Origin of the sequence: Hafnia alvei, assembly GCF_900095695.1 — a bacterium.
Taxonomy (GTDB): Bacteria; Pseudomonadota; Gammaproteobacteria; order Enterobacterales; family Enterobacteriaceae; genus Hafnia; species Hafnia alvei_B.
The window spans coordinates 35,417-52,224 of the sequence record NZ_FMIQ01000005.1 but is presented as its reverse complement, the minus strand read 5'-3'; the positions used below and the strand labels follow the sequence as shown (position 1 = coordinate 52,224).

Below are 16,808 nucleotides of genomic sequence, written 5' to 3'. Positions count from 1 at the left end.
TCGCGCGCTTTTATCCGAGACGCCATTTCCGCTCCGGTTTGGTATCGCCCATCCAGGGCGCCCCAAACTCCACCGGTACATCCCTGTACCGGTGGCTCTCCTTACCAAGACTTAAACGTTTAAAGTTAAATGAAATGCATTTTAGAGCCGCCAGCAGGGATGCTGGTGGCAGGTTAAGGGCGTACAGGATGTACGCTCCGAGACCGTTCGGCCAAACAACTCAGTAAAAGCGCGCGGGTGTCGGGTGAGCGCGCTGGCTCACCCGACTCGGTCGCCGACCTCAGCGATTACATGGAAATATAACTGATAGCAGGCGAACGAAACCTTACACTAAATGATCATATCGTTATGTGCTCGAAATTTTAATCCTATCCCCCTAACTCGAACACGATATCTCCAACGTCTTACCCCATTCCGGCGGCAGCGCGCTTAAATCATCAAACGCAGCATCGTCTTCATATGGATTTAACAGCCCCTGATGCAGACGGGTGAGCACGCTAATGTCATCCTTTTCCGCGGCTTCAATCGCGTTCTGTGCCAAATAGTTGCGTAAGATCCGTTTAGGGTTCACCGATTTCATCTGTGTCTGGCGCGTTGCGTCGTCCACGCTGTCCTGTTGCAAACGTAAGCGCCACTTGCGGTGCCATGCATCAAAGGCGTCACGATCGAGAAAATCATCGCGCAGGGCCATTTGGTTTTCGGCCACTTCTACGTGGCTTAGCTGGCGGAATGTGCGCGTATAATCCCGCCCTTCTTTAGCCATCAGGCTGAGAAGTTCGGTCAACAGATCGTTATCTTGATTGTCTCGGCTAAAGAAACCCAGCTTGTTACGCATTTGCTCGCCAAAAGCCACCATCAGCGCGGGCTCATAGGCATCAAGCGCGCCACGAATTTGTTCGGCAGTCATCAGGCCAGAAAGCGCCTGACCTAGGCGATGCAGATTCCAATAGGCCACCGCAGGCTGGTTATCAAACGCATAGCGCCCCTGATAATCCGAGTGGTTACAGATAAAACCGGGGTGGTAATCATCGAGGAAAGCATAGGGGCCAAAATCAATGGTCAGCCCCAGAATAGACATGTTGTCGGTATTCATCACCCCGTGCGCAAACCCTTGCGCTTGCCACAGCGCAATCAGCCGCGCCGTTCGCTCGGCGATATCGCGTAGCCAAAGTGCATAGCGATCTTTTTCATCCACCAGATGCGGCCAATGATGACGAATCGCGTAATCCGCCAGTTTTCGTACTTCATCAGGTTGTTCGCGATAATAGAAGTGCTCGAAATGGCCAAAACGCAGGTGGCTTTCCGCGATGCGCATCAGCATGGCACCGCGCTCTGGCTGTTCGCGGAAAACTGGCTGCTGGCTGGTGACTATACTTAGCGCTCTGGTCGTCGGAATGCCGAGATGGTGCAGTGCTTCGGAAGCAAGGAATTCGCGGATCACCGATCGCAATACCGCGCGGCCATCACCCATTCTTGAATAAGGCGTTAGACCCGCACCTTTGAGATGCCAGTCATATTTGCGCCCGTCGGGTAGCTGTTGTTCGCCGAGCAAAATACCGCGACCATCGCCCAACTGCCCCGCCCAAACGCCAAATTGGTGCCCACTGTAAACCTGAGCGATAGGATTCATTCCCGGTAATAGCGCCTCGCCGCGCAAAACGGCGGCGGATTCACCGGTAAAAAAATCAGGGCTCAGGCCTAAATCATCGGCTAACGGCTGGCTGTAATACAGCAGGCGCGCATCTTTAAGCGGCGTTGGCTTTAGCTCGGTATAAAAACCCGCAAGCTCATCGTGGTAGCTATTAATAAACTGAGTCATGTGCCCTCTTGTTTTCACCGCATTTGATTACAGTGTAGAGGGCATGACTCGATATAAACACCGGCACTCTGTGCGGGTATGGCGGGTTTATTTCACTTGCTGCGATAGCCACTGCTTCAGTTCATGCAGTTCCGCCTGCTGTTCAGGGAATTCCTGCGCTAACTGTTCCACAACTACACCCATTTCATCGCTACGATAAGCCACGTTGTGCAAACGCTGGGCAAGCATTTCTAGCGGAGCGGGGTTTAAGCTGTCGGTAAACATCTGAGCGCGCGTAATCAGCCCGCGTTCAATGTCGAAGTGCAGCTCAACGCCGCCCCATACAAAGCGTTCATCCAACTGATGCGTGAACGATGGCGCTTGACCAAAGTTCCATGCCCAACTGCTTTGCTTCAGGAACTGTTCGCTGAAATTAGGCATATCTGGCTCATAGCGCGGTGAAATATGTTCAGCCTCAACGCGCTCGCCATAGTGTGCGAAGAACGCTTCGGCGAGCGCCGTGCAGATTTTCTCATGGGTAATATCAGGCATCAGTTCTACTAGATTGGCCACGCGGGAACGCACCGACGTAACCCCTTTTGCCTGTAACTTCTTCGGATCGGGATGCAGGTAATTAGCCAAGCGGCTCAGATCGGCATTCAGCAGCAGTGTGCCATGATGAAAACCGCGATCCATGGTTTCACGGTAAGCTGAACCGGATACTTTGCGCTCGCCATCAGCGGTGGTGACCACTAAGTCATTACGGCCAGAGGCATCGGCAGCAAGACCTAGGCTGCGCAACGCATTAAGAATAATGCCGGTTGAAATTGTTTTATCGTATTCGGGCTTACCTGCCATAAAGGTAAAGCAGGTATTACCTAAATCGTGGAATACCGCACCTCCGCCACTGCTTCGGCGGGCTAATTTCACGCCATCCTCGCTCATGCGCCGGGTATTGCACTCTTTCCACGGATTTTGCGCCCGTCCAATCACCACGGTGTCGTTATTACGCCACAAAAATAACACCCGCTGCGTGGGTGCCATTTGACGAAATATGCACTCCTCCACCGCCAAATTAAACCAAGGGTCATAAGAGTCTGAAATCAATAAGCGTAAAGTGGTCATCCGTCAATTCCGGTTATTCTTTGCATAGAGAATATAATAACATTTCGCCGCGCTAACTGCGGCAGGAATAGGCTATCTTGGCGTTATATCCGTATAAAAAAACGCCCATATTAAGGGCGCTTTAAATAATTAGGATTATAACTAAAAACTATATGGCTAAAAAACTATAAGCGTCTTGCCTGCCAATAGACTTTGCGCCAATAAACATTATCTAATGAAGAACGGGTAACGCCCTTACTGGTTGAGGCGTGAATAAACGTTTCATCGGTATCGTAAATACCCACATGCAAACCGTTTTCACCGCTGCCGGTTTTGAAAAAGACCAGATCGCCAGGCATTAATTCATCGCGATCGACCTTCGTACCCAGTGAAGTTTGCTGCTTAGTAGTACGAGGCAGCTGCATTTCAAAACGGTCACGGAAAGTGCGATAGACAAAGCCCGAGCAGTCAACGCCGTTACGCTCTAACCCGCCGTAACGATACGGCGCACCGTTCCATTGGCGTAGCTGATCGTTCAACTGCGCCACCACGGCGATTGAATCAGATAATTTTCCGCTTGGCGGCGGCGCATTATGGCTACAGCCTGCCAACACCAAACTTGCCACTACCACTAAAAAGCCAAGACGCATAATTTCCCTTTTGCTTATCTTATTTACCTAGCCATAACCTAGGTTCGTTCTCATTGGTAAATTGTACGAATTATCTACATATTTACGTGCTAAGTCAGAATTATGCAAATTTAGCGTGATTTTTTTGCTACGTCAGCGGGAATTTTAGAATATCCGCATTTATTAACTGTAAATACGCATGTCTGTGTAATACTGACGCTAATGAAATCTGACTCAAGGTGCGCACGATGAAAAAACTGACTTTAAAAGACCTGAATGAAAGCCAACTACAACGAGTACAAGTAAGACAGGCTCAGGCCAGAAAAAGTTTAGATCGCCCGCTAACCAATGCCGAAAAAGGCAAAATCAAAGATGAGATGCTGAAAGAAATTGCGTTAGAAATGGATAAAGAAGCTAAGAAAGTGCGCGCAGAGAAGAAAAAACAGAAAGTTGTGCCTAGCGACGAAACCTTTAGCTGGTCTAAAAACAACCATTCTCGCGGTTTGCGCTAATCGCTTTTCGACCCGACTCCCTGCTCATGCGGGTGGGGAGTCTCCTGTTTGCCGCTAGTAATTAACCAAACGCCCGCCAATATCGCGATCACGCCTGCCGTTTTCGTCCAGCTCACGGTTTCATTCAGCCAAGGTAACGCAATAGCCGCCACGTAAACCAATGCATAGCTTAAACTTAAAAGCGGATACGCTCGGCTAAGCGGCAAATAGCGTAGAGCGCAAAACCAGCACACCATCGACATCACATAGCCCAAAATCCCTAGGCTCACCACCAGCAAGGGGGTTGCATAGGCAATGAGTAAAGTCAGCGGCTCAATCTCTAGCGACGAAAGAATAGGAATATCCGCCATGCCTGACTTCATTAGCACCTGTGCCACACTGACTAAAACAATGCTGCACGCGGCCCAAACATAGCCTTTTTTCATCACAGTCCACGACTCATTAGATAAATGCCCAGCATAATTAACGCCACCCCACACCAATGTCGCACACCCGCTTTTTCACCAAACCAATAGTGCGCGCACAGCGTGATCAGCACGAAGTTAATACTCAGCATCGGATACGCAACGCCCAGCGGCAGCCGCTGTAGAACCAGCAGCCATAGCAGCATTGCGATACCGAGCGAGCAACAGGCGGCGAGTAACCAGCGTAACGTTGTGGCTAGGCGTGAAGACGGTGGGCGCTGTTGCCAGCACACCACCGCTTGTTTTTGGCAAAGTTGCCCGCCGCAGGTAAAAACGCTGGCGAGCAGAAGGAGCAAGTAACTCATTATTCGCTTTTCTTGTAGAACAACACGACGTAACGACCTCGTTGTTCAACGCTATCGGCCTTAGGTAAGCCTTCGTGATCGAGCGTTTCATCTCTGGAGAGATGGATCATCAAGCTCACGTTGCCCTCTTTGCGCGCGTTGGTTAACCACCCAGCAAATTCGTTTTTATTGATGCGATGGCCTTTAGCGTCAGGATACCCTAGGCCGTATCTCAACTCACCCGAATAATCAAACATCAGAATATCGCTGCGTTTGAGTTCCCACGCCAGCCCAGCGGCAATACCCACCTCATCGCTTAATACATAGCGACTGCTGGCTAACTGCGGCATCATATCGTCAATAAAAGCCTGAGGGTTTTTGCTATTCTCGATCTTCTGGGGAATAGCCTGCGCGATAAGCAATCCTAACACCAACGGACACACTGCCGACCAGAGCCAGTTTTTGCCGCCTCGCACCAGCGCAATCACACCAAATATCGACCAGCCAGCAAAGCACACCACGCCGATCAAGATGGTGCTCAACTCACCGAACTCACCGGTTCCATACAGTGGCGACTCAAAGTGGCCGAGCGCCATAACCGATACGGCAATCGCACCCACTACGCCAAACAAGATGTTAATCACCGCGTTGACTTTAAACGTTCGCCATTGCCCTTTTGCCACCAGCTCGGAAGCATAATGCGCCATCAGCAACGCCAGCGGTGCCATGCAAGGCAAAATGTACGTGGGCAGCTTGCCTTTCGCGATGCTAAAGAACAGGAATGGCATTACCAGCCAGCTGAGCAGGAAGAATCTATCCGGATGGAAACCGCGCCAGCCGTGACGAATGGCTCCCGGCAATAACGCTAACCACGGCATTACTCCGGCCACTAGCACCGGTAAATAGTACCAGAACGGGGCTTTGTGCTGGGCATCAGACTCGGCGAAACGCTGGATATGCTCAACCCAGAAGAAGTAATTCCAGAAATCAGGCTCGCGTAGATAGATACTCCACGCCCACGGAGCACTCAGGATCGCAGCCACCACCACCGCAATGGGCCCAAACAAAAACAGCTCTTTAACACGTTTTTGTTGGATAACAATCGGCAGAACGCTGATAACCGGTAACGCTAAGGCTAAGAACCCTTTGGTCATAAAGCCCATGCCACACGCAATACCGAGCAGCACGTAGGCACCGACTTTGGCTTTCGGCGTAGTTGCCTTCAAGGTGAGATAGAAACTCACCATCGCCGCCGACATCCACAGCGTGATCATCGGGTCTAGCACGCTATAGGTGCCAACCGCGTATACCAAGAACATGCTGAAATAGATGACCGCCGCCAAAATCGCCGTGCGGCTGTTTTTCCAAATCAGCATGGCCAGCCAATAGACTAACAGCGTGCTTAGCGCGGTACAGAATACTGGACCAAAACGCACGGCAAAGTTATTGTCACCAAACAGCCATTGGCTGATGTTGTTAATCCAATATCCTGCAACAGGCTTTTCAAAATAGCGAAGCCCCAGTAAATGCGGCACGGTCCAATCGCCGCGGGCAAGCATCTCGCGGCTGATTTCTGCATAACGGGTTTCATCTGGCTGCCAGAGCGGACGCCAGTTCAGAGGTAACAGGTACAGCAAGGCGAACAATAAGCCGGACAGTGTTTTAATCACTCTCACAAAGACGTCTCCGCTGGGTTTTCTACAGCAGGAGCCTGACAACCAAGCCAGCCTTCCCGCCCTTCAAATGATGAACGAACGATACGTCCCGTTGGGAGCTGCGCCCTATCGTTTGGCAACAGCACAGACAACGGGCAAAATTCAATGTTTTCGGCTTTTAATCGGATCAACAGCTGCTCAAACATCTCAGCTTTTACGATCCCTTCCACTTCGGCATGAATGGTATAGACCGGAGTGCCTTTGTCGTTTTTGATCGCATCGATGATGAAATCATTAAACTGAGCATCGGTGGTTAACGTCCCTACCGCTTCATCGTAAGTCGGTAACGTAACGGGGATTTGCACCGTGCCGTGTTGACCATTACTGAGTTGAGGAATAAACGGCTGCGTCCCGCGGCAATCGCTGTTGTAGCGCATGCCGTAGGATTGCTTCATATCCACAACGCGCTGATCGGCACGCCAGCCCGCCACCGCAGAGCAATCTACCGCATAGCCTAAAATGCGCTGCATTTCCGCTAAACCGCGTTCAAACTCACGCTTGAGTCGCGCATCAGACCAACGACCCACGTTCTTTTGCCAGCCGTGGTGGTCCCATGAATGCAGCCCCACTTCGTGTCCCGATGTTGCGGTATGACGAATGATAAGCTCGTGAGGCTTGCCAATTAATTTGCCTGGCCAGCAGGTGCCGGCCAGTAAAATATCCCATCCATACAGCGAAGCGGCCTGAGAACGAAGCATCTTCCACAAAAAGCGCGGCTTCAGTAGGCGCCATAAATGGCGTCCCATATTGTCTGGCCCCACGCTAAAGAAAAAACTCCCTAAGACGTCATGCTTTTGTAGCATGGTTAATAACTGCGGCACCCCATCACGGGTACCGCGAAACGTATCAACGTCAATTCTCAGGCCAACCCGTTTCATTGTGCCTCGCCGCTGAGATCTACGGTACGCAGGAAGTAATCCAGCGTTTCTTCAACGGTTTGTTGCATTTCAACCGTTGGAGCCCAATGCAGCAGGCGTTTCGCATTGGTGATGCTTGGTTTACGATGCTCAACGTCCTGATAGCCTTTACCGTAGTAGCTGCTGCTTTCAATCTCTTTGAAACCGGCAAATGGCGGGAAGTGAGAACGCAGTGGATGACGCTCAAAGCAATCCAACAGCATTTCACCCAGTTCACGAATACTGGCTTCGTTATCAGGGTTACCGATATTGATAATCTGCCCGTTACAGTTGTCGTCTTTGTTCTCAATAATGCGGAACAGCGCTTCGATACCGTCGCTGATATCGGTAAAGCAACGCTTCTGCGCCCCGCCGTCTACCAGCTTAATCGGAGAACCTTCAACCAGATTCAGGATCAACTGGGTGATCGCACGTGAGCTACCGATACGCGCCGCATTCAGGTTATCCAAACGTGGTCCCATCCAGTTAAACGGACGGAACAGCGTAAAGTTAAGCTCGTTCTTCGCACCGTAAGCCCAAATAACGCGGTCTAACAGCTGCTTAGACACCGAGTAAATCCAGCGCTGTTTGTTGATCGGGCCAACAATCAGGTTAGAGGTATCTTCATCAAAGTCTTTATCGTTGCACATGCCATACACTTCTGAAGTGGATGGGAACACGATACGTTTTTGATATTTCACGCAGTCACGCACAATCTTCAGGTTTTGTTCGAAGTCTAACTCGAACACTTTCAATGGATTGCGGGTATATTCAATCGGTGTAGCAATCGCGACCAACGGCAGGATCACGTCACATTTTTTGATGTGATATTCGATCCACTCGTTATGGATACTGATGTCGCCCTCAACGAAGTGGAAACGCGGATTGCCAATAAAGCGCTCAATGGCATCAGAGCCAATATCCAACCCGTAGATATCGAAATTATCATCTTGCAGCAAACGTTCTGTCAGATGGTTACCGATAAAGCCGTTTACGCCCAGGATCAGTACACGCGTGCGGCGTTTGATCAGGCTGTTCGGCTTATCCCACAGGCGAACTTTCGCCACAATGCCCATCTCGTTGGCAAGTTGAGAACCCTGCGCATACAAGCCTGCATCGCTTTGCCCGGTGACGATCTCCAGCGCGTTTTCACCGCAGGCGATAACCAGAGGTTTGGCCGACAGCACCGTACCCGGCTTGCTGCCTGATTTATCTTCGATCACTCGGCTACGCCACACGGTAATTTTTCTATCACCTAAGTAGCTAAATGCACCAGGGTAAGGTTCGGTTACCGCACGGACCAAATTGTGAACCACTGTTGCAGACTTATTCCAGTCAATTAGGCCATCTGCGGCAGTACGACGCCCAAAGTAGGTCGCCTGAGACTCATCTTGAGCCGTTGTTTCTACACCACCATTTTTGATTAATGGCAACTGCTGGCCTAACAGAGTAACCGCCGCGTCGCGAATTTTTCCATGCAGCGTCAGTGCTGTGTCGTCAGCAGCAATATCCACCGCTAACTGTCCGGCGATATCGCCGGCATCCGCTTTACGCGTCATTTGATGTAGTGTTACGCCCGTTTGCGCTTCACCATGAACCAGAGCCCAGTTAACCGGTGCACGACCACGATATTTAGGCAGCAGTGAACCATGCAGATTCCAACTGCCGCGAGGTGCGATATCCAGAATGTCCTGGCACAGCATGTTGCGGTAGTAGAATGAGAAAATAACGTCCGGCTTCAGTGCCTTAATGCGATCGATCCACAGGGGATGATTGACGTTATCTGGTGCATAAACAGGCAGTTCCATTTCGGCAGCAACACGTGCAACTGAACCATAGAAATGGTTCTCACCGGGTTCGTCAGTGTGGGTAAACACGGCAGAGATTTCATAACCCGCATCTTTCAGCGCTTTCAGTCCTGCACAGCCGATATCATGGTAAGCAAATACAATGGCTTTCATTACTCTTCTTCCTGTTGTTCAACAGATTCATGGGTCTTCAACGCGTCTGCGGAGACAATTTTTTGCACAAAATAGCGTGGACGTGCGCGCACATCGTTGTAGATACGACCGATGTACTCGCCTAATAATCCCAGCCCAACGAACTGAGCGCCGATGAAGGTAAACAGCACGGCAAACAGCGTGAATACCCCTTCAGCGGCCCATGTTGGACCAAAAATCAAACGCATCGCGATAAGTAAGACCGCCAGAGTGAAGCCTGAAAGCGCAATCACGCTGCCGACAATGCTCAAAAGGCGCAAAGGCGTGGTGGTCAAGCAGGTCACGAGGTCATACATCAGATTGATGAGTTTTAAGAAGCTGTACTTCGATTCCCCAAATTCGCGCTCATCGTGGCGAACATCAATTTCAATGGTTCGACGGGCAAACGTATTGGCCAGAATAGGAATAAAGGTGCTGCGTTCGTGGCAATGCAGCATGGCTTCAATAATAGGGCGACGGTAGGCGCGCAGCATACAGCCGTAATCGCCCATTGATTTGCCGGTGGCCTTTTGAATCATCATATTGATCATCTTCGAAGCCGTTTTGCGGAACCAGGTGTCTTTGCGTTTGGCACGAACGGTGCCGACCACGTCATAGCCCTGCTCTGCCGTTTCAACCAAGCGCGGGATCTCTTCCGGTGGATTTTGTAAATCCGCATCGAGGGTAATAATTAGATCGCCAGAAACCTGATTGAAGCCAGCCATAATAGCCGAGTGCTGACCATAGTTACGGTTTAAAAGCACAGCAACAATATGGTTTTCTGGGATCTCAGCCGCCTGCGTTAATATTTCCGCAGAAGCATCATGGCTACCGTCATCAATCAAAATAATTTCATACGGCTTATTTAACAACTCACAGGCCGCATGGGTACGTTTAATTAAAATAGGCAAACTTTCCTGCTCATTAAAGACAGGAATAACCACGGACACTTTTTTTATTGTGTTATCCGTATTTTTACTCACTTCACTATTACTCACTACAGGACTCCAGAATGTCAGATATTGCCTTCACAACGCGATCCACATCGCTGTCTTGCATATCAGGGAACAGAGGTAAGGTCATCAAACTTGCCGAGTTCCATTCGGTATTAGGTAAACAAAGTTCGGGGTATTTTTCCCGATAATATTTTTGGGTATGCGCAGCACGGAAATGTAGGCCGGTGCCGATGCCATGCTCTTTCAGCTTTTCCATCATGGTATTGCGATCGACTCCGCACCGGTCTTTATCCACACGTACCATAAACAGGTGCCATGCATGATGATGTGGATATTCCGGAACGGTTAGCGGCAACAAAGGTGAACCTTGAAGCGCCTTGCGATAACGAGCAACCAGCTCTTGGCGGCGCGCATTCATCGCAGGAAGTTTTTCCAGCTGAACTAACGCAATCGCCGCATTGATATCCGCTAAGTTATATTTATAGCCTGGGGCGACAACTTCGGCCTGAGGTTTGCGCCCCAGAGCCTGACGATCGAACGCATCAACCGCGAGTCCGTGAAACTTAAAGCAACGAACTTTATCAGCCAGCTCATCATCATCGGTTACCACCATGCCGCCTTCGGCACAGGTCATATTTTTAATGGCGTGGAACGAGAAAATCGCGGTTCCCTGCGATCCAATCATTTCATCACCAAAACGCGTGCCGACCGCATGGGCCGCATCTTCGATCAGTGGAATATGGTGTCGCGCCGCAATCTCTCTTAACGCCGTTAAATCTGCTGGGGCACCCGCATAGTGAACCGGGATAATTGCCTTGGTTTTTTCGGTAATGGCCGCTTCAATCTGAGCGGGCTGAACCATCAAGGTATCCCGATCAACGTCAACCATCACCGGCTCTGCGCCTAGCAGAGTAATAATATTGATCGTCGACACCCAGGTTTGGGATGGCGTAATGACCTCATCTCCCGCGCCAATGCCCAGCGCCATTAGCGTCACGTGCATCCCGCCGGTAGCAGAGCTCACGGCAATGGCGTGTTTCGCACCAACGTACTGGCTGAAAGCAGATTCGAGCTGCTGGCATTTAGGGCCCGTGGTGATCCATCCTGAACGTAATACCTCAGCAACCGCAGCGATTTCATCCTCCCCCATTGAGGGGACAGAAAATGGGAGAAACTCTTTCATCCGTTACCTTATATTTGTTCTATGCCGAGGCATCCAATTTGAAGCACTTAATCAAAGCGACTACAAATACCAAAGCGTGTCTTAGCGCTTGTCTATGCTGAGAATAAGTATAAAAGCTTAGATTAACATTAAGCTAAACGCAGTCTAAACATAGCGGATGATGGGGAAAAAGTATGGGATTGGTTGAAGGAATATTGATTTAAGTGAATTAAATCGAAAATTTAACGTAATAGTTAATTAAATATTTACTTACCCTGCTATTAATTTGCTTAACTATATTTAATATTAAGTCTGTTATACCCAAAATAATTGGAGTTGCTTCACAAAAGGCTCCAGACTTTTGAACAGCGATTGCGCTGGCACCAACGGGGCGAGGCATCGCCGAGTAACGCGGCAAGTGAGTAAATCCCGATGAGCGTAGCCAACACCGAAGCAGCTTCAAGGATGAAGGGTATAAACAAACCAGCGTTGCCCCTCGCTTTCTAATTCACGAAAGTCTATTTCAAACAGCGCAGAAAGATTTTGCACCGTCATCACGTCCCTTGCGGCACCTTGTTGTGATACCACCCCAGCCTTGAGCATCCAAACCTGCTGTGCGTGTCTCTGGGTATGGTTCAAATCATGCGCACTGACGATGACGCAAATCCCAAGCTGAGTAAGCTGCTTGAGCAACCGATCCACCGCCGCCTGCTGGCTAATGTCCAGACTGTTCATCGGCTCATCCAGCAACAAAAGCGATGCTTGGGGATTGAGCGTTGGCCATATCTGCAAACACACGGCAGCGATACGCACCCGCTGCCACTCACCGCCAGAAAGATGGGTTAGTGGACGTGCCAGTTTATCGCTTAAGTTAAGCGTTTCTGCCAGATAGTCGACCACGCCATCAGCCAGCTCCCCATCACAGCCTGCGGGCTGGTGCAGCGCCAGAAACTGAAAAACAGGCATCACTGCGCTAGGCTGTTGCTGCTGATGTAGATAGGCGCGATAGCGGGCCAGCTCGGTCGCGGTGAGTTTTTCAATATCGATCTGATTAAGCATAATCGCGCCTTCACCGGGTAAAATACCGGCGATGCGCGATAGCAACGTGCTTTTACCTGCGCCATTCGGCCCAATGATATGAATAAGCGCCCCACGCTTCACCTGCGCACTAAAAGGTAATAGACGCGTCCCGGCGGAGACGTTGTTTAACGAAAGACAGTTCAGCGGAAGAAAATCTCTGTTTTGATTCACCATTAGGCTTTGACACTCCGTGGTCGCAGCAACATCCAGATAAAAATAGGGGCACCGAGCGACGATGTCACCACACCAATCGGCAACTCGGCGGAGAAAAGTGCTACGCGCGCCACCACATCGGCAAACAGCAACACACCGGCACCACCCAGTGCACAGGCAGGTAAAAGTGCACGATGATCGGTGATCCCCATCAGCCGCAGCATGTGCGGCACAACTAATCCGACAAAGCCAATCACGCCCGCCAGCGCAACGCTTACGCCAACTAGCCAGCCAATCGCCACCACCAGTAAATTGCGCCACACCACCAGCGAGAGTCCAAGCTGTCGCGCTTGGATATCGCCCAGAGACATCAAGTTAAGTACTTTTCCCTGATACAGCAGCCAAACGAATACCGGAATGAGCGCGGCTACCAGCCATTTCTGCCGCCAATCAACGCCGCTGAATCCGCCCATCAGCCAATACATCAGTTGGCGTAAATCCAAGCTGGAGCTGAAATATACCGCCCACGTCATCACGGCGCTACAGGCAATACCTAGCGCCACACCAATCAACAGCAGCCTAGAATTTGTCAGCGATTTGCGGTGTGCAAATATCATTAGTAAAGCGGTAATCGCCAGCGCACCGATAATCGCACAGGTGCTGAGCACCCACACGGGGAGCAAACTCTGACCGAGTAATACTGCTAATACAAGCGCGACACCTGCGCCGTTGGAGACCCCCAAAAGCCCCGGTTCAGCCAGCGGATTATCAAACAGCGCCTGCATCACCGCACCAGATATAGCCAGCGCAGCACCGACGGTCATCACCGCTAACACCCGTGGTAAGCGGAGCTGCCAGACAAAAAGCTGGGCACTTTCGCTTAGCCACTGCGTGGGCCACATCCAGAGATCGCCCGCGCACAAGCTGACTATCACTGCGAACAGCAAAAATAGCGTTAGGAACCACAATTTTCGGCGATCGTGCTGCTTCTGGCGCTGCTGCAATAGGGAGAAATATGAAAGTGTTGGCGTGTCGGCGTTTGGCATAGGGCTAATTAAAGTGATCTAATAAAACATCGGGTGTGGGTACAATAATGAATTTCGGCTATTCATCACCGTGATAAGGCTCAACAAATGTACCATCATGGCTATCTATTTCGTTAAAAAACCATACGCCATTTGGATAACCATCCAGAGTAACTAAATACATCACCCCTTCACTGAATTCTTCAACTTCAACAATTTTACCAATTCGGCGCGGGCCACCATCGGTTTTAACACTAACGAGGTCATTCACTTTCATCTATAGATTTTCTCGCAATATCAGAGTTAATGGACGTTAGATAAGAAAAAGGCCACCCGCAGGCGGCCTTTTTGTTTTGCGTATTACTCTTTCGGTGTCGCGTTCTCGACCCGGCTCTTGAGCTTCTGCCCCGGACGGAAAGTAACAACACGGCGCGCCGTAATCGGGATATCTTCCCCGGTTTTCGGGTTACGTCCCGGTCTCTGGTTTTTGTCGCGCAGATCAAAGTTACCGAAACCGGACAACTTAACCTGTTCACCATTTTCCAGAGCGCGGCGAACCTCTTCGAAAAATATTTCTACGAGGTCTTTGGCATCCCGTTTGCTAAGCCCAAGCTTCTCAAACAGGTGTTCAGACATTTCAGCTTTAGTAAGCGCCATAAGTTCAATCCCTCAAGGATGCTTGGAATCGCTGTTTTAATGCCTCTACACATTTTGCGACGGTAGCGGCAATCTCCTCTTCTTCCAGTGTACGGGTGGTATCTTGCAATACCAGACTGATTGCGAGGCTCTTATAACCCTCGGCAACACCCTTACCACGGTACACGTCAAACAAGTTTACGCCAACTACCTGATTTACGCCAACTTTCTTACACTCTGCCAAAATATCTTCTGCAGGGACATTTTCAGCCACCACAACGGCGATATCACGACGGTTGGCAGGATAGCGTGAAACCTCGCGAGCCTGCGGAATACGGCGCTCTGCAAGGGCTTCCCACTCAATTTCAAACACCACGGTGCGACCATTCAGATCCAGTTTACGTTCCAGATCAGGATGAACAACACCAATGAAACCAACGCGTTTGCCTGCTAAATAAATTGCCGCACTCTGTCCCGGATGTAAAGCAGGGTTAGTTTCTGCTTTAAATTGGACGTCATCCAATTTACCGGTCAAATCTAAAATAGCTTCTAAATCACCTTTCAGATCGTAGAAATCGACAACCTGACGTTCCAAATTCCAGTGCTCTTCATTACGGTTACCCGCGATCACACCGGCCAGCATGACATCCTGACGGATACCCAGATTAGCTGCAGTATCAGGAACAAAGCGTAGACCCGTTTCGAACAAACGTACACGTGACTGTTGACGATTTTGATTATAGACCACCGCAGACAGCAAACCGCTCCACAGAGACAGGCGCATCGCTGACATTTCTACCGAGATTGGGCTTGGCAAAATCAGCGCTTCTTCCACCGGATGCAACAGAGCCTGAACCTTAGGATCAACAAAGCTATAGGTGATCGCTTCTTGATAGCCACGATCGACCAGCATTGTTTTCACGCGCTTAAGCGGCAAGTTAGCTTCACGATGAGCGGTCATGATCAGATCAGCTTTCACCGGCACGTTTGGAATATTGTTGTAACCGTAAACACGGGCAACTTCTTCCACTAAATCTTCTTCGATTTCCATATCGAAACGCCAGCTTGGTGCAACTGCCTGCCAAGTATCGTTGGCAAAGCTGACCTTACAGCCTAAACGTTCAAGGATATCGGTAACCTGTGCGTCTTCAACGTGATGACCAATTAAACGATCCAATTTTTCACGACGTAGCGTGATCGTGGCGCGCTTAGGCAGCGTTGCTTCGTTGGTGACATCAATGACTGGGCCAGCTTGACCACCGCAGATATCAATCAGCAAACGTGTCGCACGTTCCATCGCCGCGGCTTGCAATGCCGGATCCACGCCGCGTTCGTAGCGGTGAGAAGCATCGGTATGCAGACCCTGACGGCGTGCACGACCGGTGATAGACAGCGGGTTGAAGTATGCGCATTCCAGCAGAACATCTTGTGTTTCTTCGTTCACACCAGAGTGTTCGCCACCGAAGATACCGCCCATTGCCAGTGCTTTTTGCTGATCGGCAATCACTAAGGTATCAGCCGCCAGCGTGGCTTCATTGCCGTCCAGCAGAGTCAGCTTTTCGCCCTCTTTCGCCATGCGCACAACGATGCCACCTTCTAGGCGGTTTAAATCAAACGCATGCATCGGCTGACCCAGTTCCAACAGAACATAGTTGGTTACATCAACCACCGGATCGATTGAACGGATCCCACAACGACGCAGTTTTTCACGCATCCACAATGGCGTTGCGGCCTTAACGTTGATACCTTTCACCACACGGCCCAAATAGCGTGGGCACGCATCGGTCGCTTCAACCGTAATTGGGAAGGTGTCATGAATTGCTGCTGGAACCGCATCCATCGCAGGTACGTTCAGAGTTAGCTTGTTCAGCACGGCAACATCACGTGCAACGCCAATAATCCCTAAGCAATCTGCACGGTTAGGCGTTACGCTGATTTCAATCGCGTTATCATTGAGCTTCAGGTATTCACGGATATCGGTGCCGATAGGCGCATCTGCAGGCAATTCAATAATGCCGTCGTGATCTTCGGAAATACCCAGCTCAGAGAACGAGCACAGCATCCCTTCTGAAGGCTCACCGCGCAGTTTCGCCGCTTTAATTTTAAAATCACCAGGCAATACCGCGCCAATAGTCGCAACAGCGACTTTCAGGCCTTTACGACAGTTTAGTGCACCGCAAACGATATCTAACAGACGCTCACCGCCCACGTTAACTTTAGTGACACGCAGTTTGTCTGCGTTTGGATGTTGGCCGCACTCAACCACTTCACCCACAAAAACGCCGTTAAATTCGCCAGCAACCGGTTCTACGTCGTCAACTTCCAGACCGGCCATTGTAATTTGTTCGGATAATGCTTCGCTGCTAATGGCAGGATTAACCCACTCGCGCAACCAGAGTTCACTGAATTTCATGT

16 protein-coding genes are annotated in these 16,808 nt (G+C 50.3%); 1 reads left to right on the top strand and 15 read right to left on the bottom strand.

The features are described 5' to 3' along the window. Window positions 1-376: 376 nt before the first annotated feature. The 3 genes from BN1044_RS01320 to BN1044_RS01310 form a co-directional block, all read right to left on the bottom strand. The gene (locus BN1044_RS01320) at window positions 377-1,819 is read right to left on the bottom strand and encodes a protein adenylyltransferase SelO (RefSeq protein ID WP_072307231.1); all 1,443 of its coding nucleotides are present in this window, start codon (window positions 1,817-1,819) and stop codon (window positions 377-379) included. Between the two features lie 87 nt (window positions 1,820-1,906). Next, a complete protein-coding gene (locus BN1044_RS01315) occupies window positions 1,907-2,923 on the bottom strand; it encodes a lipoate--protein ligase (protein ID WP_072307230.1) in 1,017 nt (338 codons plus the stop codon). A gap of 164 nt (window positions 2,924-3,087) precedes the next feature. Next, window positions 3,088-3,552: an NlpC/P60 family protein gene (locus BN1044_RS01310; RefSeq protein WP_072307229.1), complete on the bottom strand. Its 465-nt coding sequence runs from the start codon at window positions 3,550-3,552 to the stop codon at window positions 3,088-3,090. A gap of 227 nt (window positions 3,553-3,779) precedes the next feature. On the opposite strand from BN1044_RS01310, the gene BN1044_RS01305 reads away from it, so the two are divergent. Then, window positions 3,780-4,043 carry a YjbD family protein gene (locus BN1044_RS01305; protein WP_040045005.1) on the top strand — a complete coding sequence of 88 codons (264 nt, stop codon included), beginning with the start codon at window positions 3,780-3,782 and terminating at the stop codon, window positions 4,041-4,043. Here BN1044_RS01305 and arnF read toward each other — a convergent pair. From arnF to pheT, 12 genes are all read right to left on the bottom strand, one after another. After that, window positions 4,040-4,468: a 4-amino-4-deoxy-L-arabinose-phosphoundecaprenol flippase subunit ArnF gene (gene arnF / locus BN1044_RS01300; RefSeq protein ID WP_072307228.1), complete on the bottom strand. Its 429-nt coding sequence runs from the start codon at window positions 4,466-4,468 to the stop codon at window positions 4,040-4,042. The two genes, BN1044_RS01305 and arnF, sit on opposite strands and share 4 nt — an antisense overlap. After that, the gene (gene arnE, locus BN1044_RS01295; protein WP_175421578.1) at window positions 4,468-4,815 is read right to left on the bottom strand and encodes a 4-amino-4-deoxy-L-arabinose-phosphoundecaprenol flippase subunit ArnE; all 348 of its coding nucleotides are present in this window, start codon (window positions 4,813-4,815) and stop codon (window positions 4,468-4,470) included. The genes arnF and arnE overlap by 1 nt, the downstream gene beginning before the upstream one ends. Beyond that, on the bottom strand, window positions 4,812-6,467 hold the full coding sequence (arnT, locus tag BN1044_RS01290) for a lipid IV(A) 4-amino-4-deoxy-L-arabinosyltransferase (RefSeq protein WP_072307226.1): 1,656 nt from the start codon (window positions 6,465-6,467) through the stop codon (window positions 4,812-4,814). Before arnT ends, arnE begins: the two co-directional genes overlap by 4 nt. Continuing rightward, window positions 6,464-7,384: a 4-deoxy-4-formamido-L-arabinose-phosphoundecaprenol deformylase gene (gene arnD, locus BN1044_RS01285; protein ID WP_072307225.1), complete on the bottom strand. Its 921-nt coding sequence runs from the start codon at window positions 7,382-7,384 to the stop codon at window positions 6,464-6,466. The genes arnT and arnD overlap by 4 nt, the downstream gene beginning before the upstream one ends. Then, on the bottom strand, window positions 7,381-9,363 hold the full coding sequence (gene arnA, locus BN1044_RS01280) for a bifunctional UDP-4-amino-4-deoxy-L-arabinose formyltransferase/UDP-glucuronic acid oxidase ArnA (protein WP_072307224.1): 1,983 nt from the start codon (window positions 9,361-9,363) through the stop codon (window positions 7,381-7,383). Before arnA ends, arnD begins: the two co-directional genes overlap by 4 nt. Beyond that, complete coding sequence (arnC, locus tag BN1044_RS01275; protein WP_072307223.1) at window positions 9,363-10,379, bottom strand: undecaprenyl-phosphate 4-deoxy-4-formamido-L-arabinose transferase; 1,017 nt, start codon at window positions 10,377-10,379, stop codon at window positions 9,363-9,365. The genes arnA and arnC overlap by 1 nt, the downstream gene beginning before the upstream one ends. Next, window positions 10,372-11,520, bottom strand: coding sequence for a UDP-4-amino-4-deoxy-L-arabinose aminotransferase (gene arnB, locus BN1044_RS01270; protein WP_072307222.1), 1,149 nt, complete (start codon window positions 11,518-11,520; stop codon window positions 10,372-10,374). Before arnB ends, arnC begins: the two co-directional genes overlap by 8 nt. A 438-nt stretch (window positions 11,521-11,958) precedes the next feature. Further along, a complete protein-coding gene (gene btuD / locus BN1044_RS01265; protein ID WP_072307221.1) occupies window positions 11,959-12,753 on the bottom strand; it encodes a vitamin B12 ABC transporter ATP-binding protein BtuD in 795 nt (264 codons plus the stop codon). Beyond that, window positions 12,753-13,778, bottom strand: a complete 1,026-nt coding sequence (gene btuC, locus BN1044_RS01260) for a vitamin B12 ABC transporter permease BtuC (RefSeq protein WP_072307220.1) — start codon at window positions 13,776-13,778, stop codon at window positions 12,753-12,755. Before btuC ends, btuD begins: the two co-directional genes overlap by 1 nt. A gap of 58 nt (window positions 13,779-13,836) precedes the next feature. Further along, window positions 13,837-14,034 carry a protein DsrB gene (gene dsrB, locus BN1044_RS01255; protein WP_072307219.1) on the bottom strand — a complete coding sequence of 66 codons (198 nt, stop codon included), beginning with the start codon at window positions 14,032-14,034 and terminating at the stop codon, window positions 13,837-13,839. A gap of 83 nt (window positions 14,035-14,117) precedes the next feature. Further along, on the bottom strand, window positions 14,118-14,414 hold the full coding sequence (ihfA, locus tag BN1044_RS01250; protein ID WP_004089944.1) for an integration host factor subunit alpha: 297 nt from the start codon (window positions 14,412-14,414) through the stop codon (window positions 14,118-14,120). Between the two features lie 4 nt (window positions 14,415-14,418). After that, window positions 14,419-16,806, bottom strand: a complete 2,388-nt coding sequence (gene pheT / locus BN1044_RS01245; RefSeq protein ID WP_072307218.1) for a phenylalanine--tRNA ligase subunit beta — start codon at window positions 16,804-16,806, stop codon at window positions 14,419-14,421. Window positions 16,807-16,808: the final 2 nt, after the last annotated feature.

Bases quoted from the DNA above. Each gene is read 5' to 3' on its own strand.
- pheT (WP_072307218.1), bottom strand. From the start codon at position 16,806: ATGAAATTCAGTGAACTCTGGTTGCGCGAGTGGGTTAATCCTGCCATT.
- BN1044_RS01310 (WP_072307229.1), bottom strand. From the start codon at position 3,552: ATGCGTCTTGGCTTTTTAGTGGTAGTGGCAAGTTTGGTGTTGGCAGGC.
- arnF (WP_072307228.1), bottom strand. From the start codon at position 4,468: ATGAAAAAAGGCTATGTTTGGGCCGCGTGCAGCATTGTTTTAGTCAGT.
- BN1044_RS01320 (WP_072307231.1), bottom strand. From the start codon at position 1,819: ATGACTCAGTTTATTAATAGCTACCACGATGAGCTTGCGGGTTTTTAT.
- arnA (WP_072307224.1), bottom strand. From the start codon at position 9,363: ATGAAAGCCATTGTATTTGCTTACCATGATATCGGCTGTGCAGGACTG.
- BN1044_RS01305 (WP_040045005.1), top strand. From the start codon at position 3,780: ATGAAAAAACTGACTTTAAAAGACCTGAATGAAAGCCAACTACAACGA.
- ihfA (WP_004089944.1), bottom strand. From the start codon at position 14,414: ATGGCGCTTACTAAAGCTGAAATGTCTGAACACCTGTTTGAGAAGCTT.
- btuD (WP_072307221.1), bottom strand. From the start codon at position 12,753: ATGGTGAATCAAAACAGAGATTTTCTTCCGCTGAACTGTCTTTCGTTA.
- btuC (WP_072307220.1), bottom strand. From the start codon at position 13,778: ATGCCAAACGCCGACACGCCAACACTTTCATATTTCTCCCTATTGCAG.
- arnD (WP_072307225.1), bottom strand. From the start codon at position 7,384: ATGAAACGGGTTGGCCTGAGAATTGACGTTGATACGTTTCGCGGTACC.
- dsrB (WP_072307219.1), bottom strand. From the start codon at position 14,034: ATGAAAGTGAATGACCTCGTTAGTGTTAAAACCGATGGTGGCCCGCGC.
- arnB (WP_072307222.1), bottom strand. From the start codon at position 11,520: ATGAAAGAGTTTCTCCCATTTTCTGTCCCCTCAATGGGGGAGGATGAA.
- BN1044_RS01315 (WP_072307230.1), bottom strand. From the start codon at position 2,923: ATGACCACTTTACGCTTATTGATTTCAGACTCTTATGACCCTTGGTTT.